Consider the following 5,312-nt stretch of genomic DNA (forward strand, 5'->3'; position numbering starts at 1 on the left):
CAGCACTTCCGGGATGCGCGCATGCGTGGTTTTCATGCCCAGCGTGATGCCGCCCAGTTCCAGGTTCTGGTACACGGTGAGTTGGCCAAACAGGTTGCGGCCCTGCGGCACAAAGGCGATGCCCTTGGCCAGCAGCTCTTTTTGGGTCAGGCCGACGACGCTTTCGCCATACAGTTTGATGCTGCCTTGGCGCGGCTTGAGCAGGCCAAACAGGGTTTTCAACACCGTCGATTTGCCTGCGCCGTTGGGGCCGAGCAGCAGGGTGATGGAGCCGGTCTGGGCCTTGAAGCTCAGGTTGTTCAGGATCATGAAGTCCTTGTAACCCGCCACCACGTCGTTGAATTCAATACAGGTGTCGCTCATTTTTATGCTCCCAGGTAGGCATCTAAAACCTGTTTGTTGCCACGGATTTCGGCCGGTGTGCCGATGGCCATCACCTTGCCTTCCACCATCACCATGATGCGGTGGCACAGGTCCATCACGAAGTCCATGTTGTGCTCGATGACCACGAAGCTGCTTTTCTTGCCGCTGGCGGGGTTGCGGTTCAGGTCTTTCAGCAAAGTCGAGATACCGCCGACCAGGCTGGGGTTCACGCCCGCGCAGGGTTCGTCCAGCAGCACCAAATCAGGTTCGCTCATAAAGGCCATGGCGATGTCCACCAGCTTTTGCTGGCCGTAGCTGAGTTCACCGGCCTTTTTATCGGCCACGTGTTCGATGCGAAAGCGCTTGATCAGCGCGTCGGCCTTACCACCCAGCCCCGAGTCGCTAGGCGCGAACATGCGGCTGAACATCGTGCCCTGGTGCTCTTGGGCGGCGACGATCAAGTTGTCGCGCACGCTCATCTTGCCGAACACCTGCAGGGTCTGAAAGGTGCGGCCAATGCCGCGGCGGTTCAGTTCTAGCGGGCCGCATTGGGTTACGTCTTCGCCGTTGAGTTCGATCTTGCCGGTGTCGGGGGTGATCTGGCCCAGCATGCTGTTGAACAGCGTGGTTTTGCCGGAGCCGTTGGGGCCGATTACGCCGAAGATTTCGCCGGGCTGGACTTCAAAGCTCACACCGCCCACGGCCTGGATGGCACCGTAGGCTTTTTTCAGGTCAGTGACCTTGAGAAGGGACTGGCTCATGGCTTGGCTCCTGCTGCAGCACGGGCAGCGCTGGCTTCTTTCGATTGTTTTTTGGCCTTCATGCGGTCGGGCAGGCTCAGCAGCCCGTCGGGCAGCCACACCATCAAAATCACCACGGCAACGCCAAACAGCGGCAGATACCAGTCGGACACACCGGGCACGTCACGCAGCCACTCGGGCACGATCACGCCCACCGCCGCTCCCACCACCGGGCCCAGGAAGTAGCCGGGGCCGCCCACCACCACCATCAGGTACATCATGATGGACGCACCCACGGCAAACGGTGCGGGCTCAATAAACTGCACCAGTGACGCAAACAAGGCACCCGCCACCCCGGCATAGGCCGCGCCGATGGCGAATGACAGCAGGGTGTACGAGCGGATGTTGATACCCAGGCTCTCGGCCCGGATCGGGTTGTCGCGCAGCGCGGTAAACGCCTTGCCCCAAGGGCTGCGCAGCAGGCCCCACAGCAGCAGCGCCAGCACCACGGCCACGGCCAGCACCAGGTAGTAGTAGCGCAGATTGCTGTCGGCAAAGGCCGGACGGGCAATGTCGTTGATACCGAAGGTGCCGCCGGTCAGCCATTCTTCGTTGCGCATCACCAGCCAGACGGCCGTGTTAAAGCCTAGCGTGGCAAACGCCAGGTAGATGGTCTGCACCCGCAGAGCCGGAAAGCCCAGCACCAGGCCGACGCAGAAGCACAGCGCAGCCGCTGCAGGAATGCCCAGCCACCAGCCCAGGCCAGCCTTGAGCAGCAGCGCCATGGTGTAGGCCCCGATGCCAAAGAAAGCGGCATGGCCCAGCGACTTCTGCCCGGCGTAGCCCACGGTCAGGTTCAGCCCCATGGTGGCCATCACGAAGATCAGCCAGGTGGTCATCAGGTAGATGCCGTAATTTTTAAGAAATTGGGGTGTAACGCACAGGAATACTGCGGCGACAGCTATGGAAATAAGAGTGGATTTTTTCATGGCGTGGATGCTCCGCATGGCTTCGCGCGATTCGGCGCGGCACGGGTTGGGATGGGATGCAAGGCGCAATTTGCAGCCAATAGCACCGCTATTGGCAAGAAGTGCAACGCCGCAGACCGCCCAATCCTGGGCATGCGACGAGCGTGTGGAGTCATGTGGAGCATCCTTAGACTTTCCGTTCTTCTTTTTTACCCAACAAGCCCTGGGGTTTGAACAGAATCACCACCATAAAAATCACCAGCGCCACCGCGTCTTTGTAGGCAGGCGAGATGTAGGCCGCAGCCAGGTTTTCTGCCACGCCCACGATCAGCCCGCCCAGCAGCGCGCCACGCGAGTTGTTGAAGCCGCCGATGATGGCCGCGAAGAAGGCCTTGTTGCCCAGCGATTCGCCCATGTCGAACTTGGCCAGATACGTGGGTGTGACCAGCACGGCGGCGGCGCAGGCCAGCACGGCGTTGATGGCAAAAGTGTAGAAAATCATGCGCGGCACGTTGATGCCCAGCACGCTGGCGCTCTCGGTGTTTTGCGCCACGGCCTGCATGGCGCGGCCGGTGATGGTTTTTTGCAGGAAGGCCTGGGTGGCAAACACCAGCAGCAGGGCCAGCACCAGCGTACCCACGTCGGCCAGGGTGATGGTGACACCGCCAAGGTTGAACAGCTTGTCGGCAAACAGGCTGGGGAAGGGATGGGCTTCGGCGCTGTAGCCTGCCCGCATGCCGTTGCGCAGGGCGATGGACAAGCCGATGGTGGCCACCACGATGGGCATCATGCCGAACTTGAACAGCGGGTCCACAATGCCGCGCTTGAAGGCCCAGCCCAGGACCAAAGTGGCGACGATGCAAGTCAGCAGAAAGCTGACCAGAAACGGCGCACCCATGTTGATAAAGGCCAGCATCATGAAGGCGGGCAGCATCACGAACTCGCCCTGGGCAAAGTTGATGGTGCCTGCCGCTTGCCACAAGAGCGTAAAGCCCAGGGCCGCCAGCGCGTAAATGCCCCCGGTGGCCAGGCCACTGAAGAAGAGTTGGAGAAAGTCGGTCACGGTAGTTCCTGTGTGGGAGTGTGGGATAGCGGGGGCGGCATTTCTCAGGCGCCCGCTACAGCCAGAACGCACGCTGTCCAGAAACACCGTAGATCTGGCGTTGCCAGGCCGCAGGTGTTGCCCCCTGCATGTCGCATCGACTGTTCAAACCGATGCGAGCGGGAGGGCGAAAGACGCATAGCGCTGCAGCCTGGGGGGTACTTACTTTTTCATCTTGGCGTTGACGTTTGCTGCGTTCAGTGGCGGCACCATGGCGATCACTTCCTGTTTGCCGTTCTTCACTTCGACCATGAAGCTTTCGCGGTCCAGGTCACCGTTCTTGTCGAACTCGACATTCATCAGCACGCCAGGGTATTTGTCGGTGGTGACCTTCAGGCCGTGCAGTGCGGCGGCCACGGCCTTGCGGTCCAGCTTGCCGACTTTTTCGATGGCGGCTTTCAGCACATAGATGCCGCTGTAGCCCTTCATGCCGTTGTGGTCCGAGATGTAGCCGTAGGCCTTTTCAAACTTGGCACGGAAGGCGCGGATAGCCGGAATCGGTGCATCCACCGTCAGGCCCACGTGGGCGATGGCACCATTGGCCGCGTCGCCTGCCAGATCAATCACCTTCTGGCCGGTCAAGGTGGTTTCACCAATGATGGGCTTGGTCCAGCCTTGCTTGCGCAGCTCGCGCAGCATGCGGGCCGACTCTTCTTCGTTCGAGTAGGCAAACACCGCATCGGCATTGCTTTGCTTGGCCTTCAGCACCGGGGCCGAGAAGTCAACCTGGCCGCTGTCGCTGGAGATTTCGGCGACGATCTTGGTGTCGGTGCCGGCCAGTGCTTTCTTGATCGAGTCCAGGCCGCCCTTGCCGAAGTCGTTGTTCACATAGATCACCGCCAGGGTTTTGGCCTTGACCACCTGGTTGATGTAGCGCGCCACCTTGGGCATGGCGGTTTCTTGGGTGAAGCTGGTGCGGAAGACGTAGGGGTTGCCCTGCTTGGTGATGCTGGCCGCTTCGCCGCCGGTGAAGTTGGGGATCTCGGCGCGGCGCGACTCGGCCATGCTGACCATGATGGAGCCGGAGAACACCGGGCCAAAGATGGCGAACACGTCGTTGTCGATGGCTTTTTGCGTCAGGCCCTTGGCGATGCCGGGGTTGCTTTGCGTGTCGGTGGTGATGGTCTCGATCTTCTTGCCCAGGATGCCGCCGTCGGCATTGATTTCCTTGACCGCCAGTTCCACACCGTTTTTGAAGTTGGTACCTGCCGTGGCGCCGCCACCCGACAGCTCGACGATGTTGGCGATTTTGATGGTTTCTTGGGCAAAAGCGCCGCTAGCGCAGGCAGCAATTGCGCAGGCGGCTATTAATTTGAGAGTGATGCGTTTGGTCATGGTGTGTCTCCGGGTGGTTGTGGACTAAAAAAACGAGGCGGGTTTTCGGATCTCGCCGAGCAACTCGGCAGGGTAAATCAGTTCGCGCAGAAAATCGGCATCTTCGCGTATCTTTTGGGCCGCATCGGCGAAACCAAAAAAATCCAGATAGCAATGGGTTTGCTGGATCATCATCTCGAACCCCGGCTCGGCCACCAGGCCGCGGGCGCGGGCGGCGCGCACCACCGGCGTGGGCTGGTTTTTCATCAAAATATCGACCAACGCCGCACCGGTGTCCATGCGCGCCACGTCGCAGGGCAGGGGGTCGCTGCTCTTCAGGCCCAAGGGCGAGGCATTGATGACCACATCGAACCCGGCCGGGTCGTTGCTGGCGGCGGCCCAGGCTTTCACGGTCGAGCCCGCTGTGATGCGGGCGGCGGCTTCGGCGGCGCGCTGGCTGCTGGGGTCATAAAAAGCAATTTCGGCCGGGGCCTGCGCACCGGCCAAGGCCAACGACGCACCAATCGCCGCCGCCGCACCGCCTGCGCCCAGTACCAGCACGCGTTGGGTGGCATAGGCAATGCCGAAGTAGCCCAGGCTGGCAACGAAACCTTCGCCGTCGAACAGGCCGCCGTCGAGCGTGCCGTTGGCCCCGCGCCGCACACCGTTGACGGCACCGGCCATACGGGCGATGTCGGACAGGCTGTCCAACGCGTCCAGCATCGCAGCCTTGTGCGGAATGGTGACCCACAGGCCCTGCACATTCGGGGCGGCAAAAGCGCTTTTCACAAACGCCTGCAGATCGGCCGGGGCCACCTGCACCGG

At 61.3% G+C, this 5,312-nt stretch carries 6 protein-coding genes; all 6 read right to left on the reverse strand.

The annotated features are described in order from the left end of the window. The coding region (locus ABI213_RS07430) for an ATP-binding cassette domain-containing protein (RefSeq protein WP_348026584.1) at window positions 1–363 on the reverse strand (363 nt) is incomplete at its 3' end. Between the two features lie 2 nt (window positions 364–365). Further along, entirely contained in the window at window positions 366–1,124 is a 759-nt protein-coding gene (locus ABI213_RS07435; protein WP_348005721.1) for an ABC transporter ATP-binding protein, read from the reverse strand. Then, entirely contained in the window at window positions 1,121–2,092 is a 972-nt protein-coding gene (locus ABI213_RS07440) for a branched-chain amino acid ABC transporter permease (protein ID WP_348005720.1), read from the reverse strand. The genes ABI213_RS07435 and ABI213_RS07440 overlap by 4 nt, the downstream gene beginning before the upstream one ends. A 166-nt stretch (window positions 2,093–2,258) precedes the next feature. Continuing rightward, window positions 2,259–3,134, reverse strand: a complete 876-nt coding sequence (locus tag ABI213_RS07445) for a branched-chain amino acid ABC transporter permease (protein ID WP_348005719.1) — start codon at window positions 3,132–3,134, stop codon at window positions 2,259–2,261. Between the two features lie 201 nt (window positions 3,135–3,335). Then, window positions 3,336–4,508: an ABC transporter substrate-binding protein gene (locus ABI213_RS07450; protein WP_348005718.1), complete on the reverse strand. Its 1,173-nt coding sequence runs from the start codon at window positions 4,506–4,508 to the stop codon at window positions 3,336–3,338. A 24-nt stretch (window positions 4,509–4,532) separates the two neighbouring features. After that, a partial coding sequence (locus tag ABI213_RS07455) for a shikimate dehydrogenase (RefSeq protein ID WP_348026586.1) occupies window positions 4,533–5,312 on the reverse strand: 780 nt, incomplete at its 5' end.

Origin of the sequence: Rhodoferax sp. (assembly GCF_039922535.1) — a bacterium.
GTDB lineage: Bacteria > Pseudomonadota > Gammaproteobacteria > Burkholderiales > Burkholderiaceae_C > Rhodoferax_B.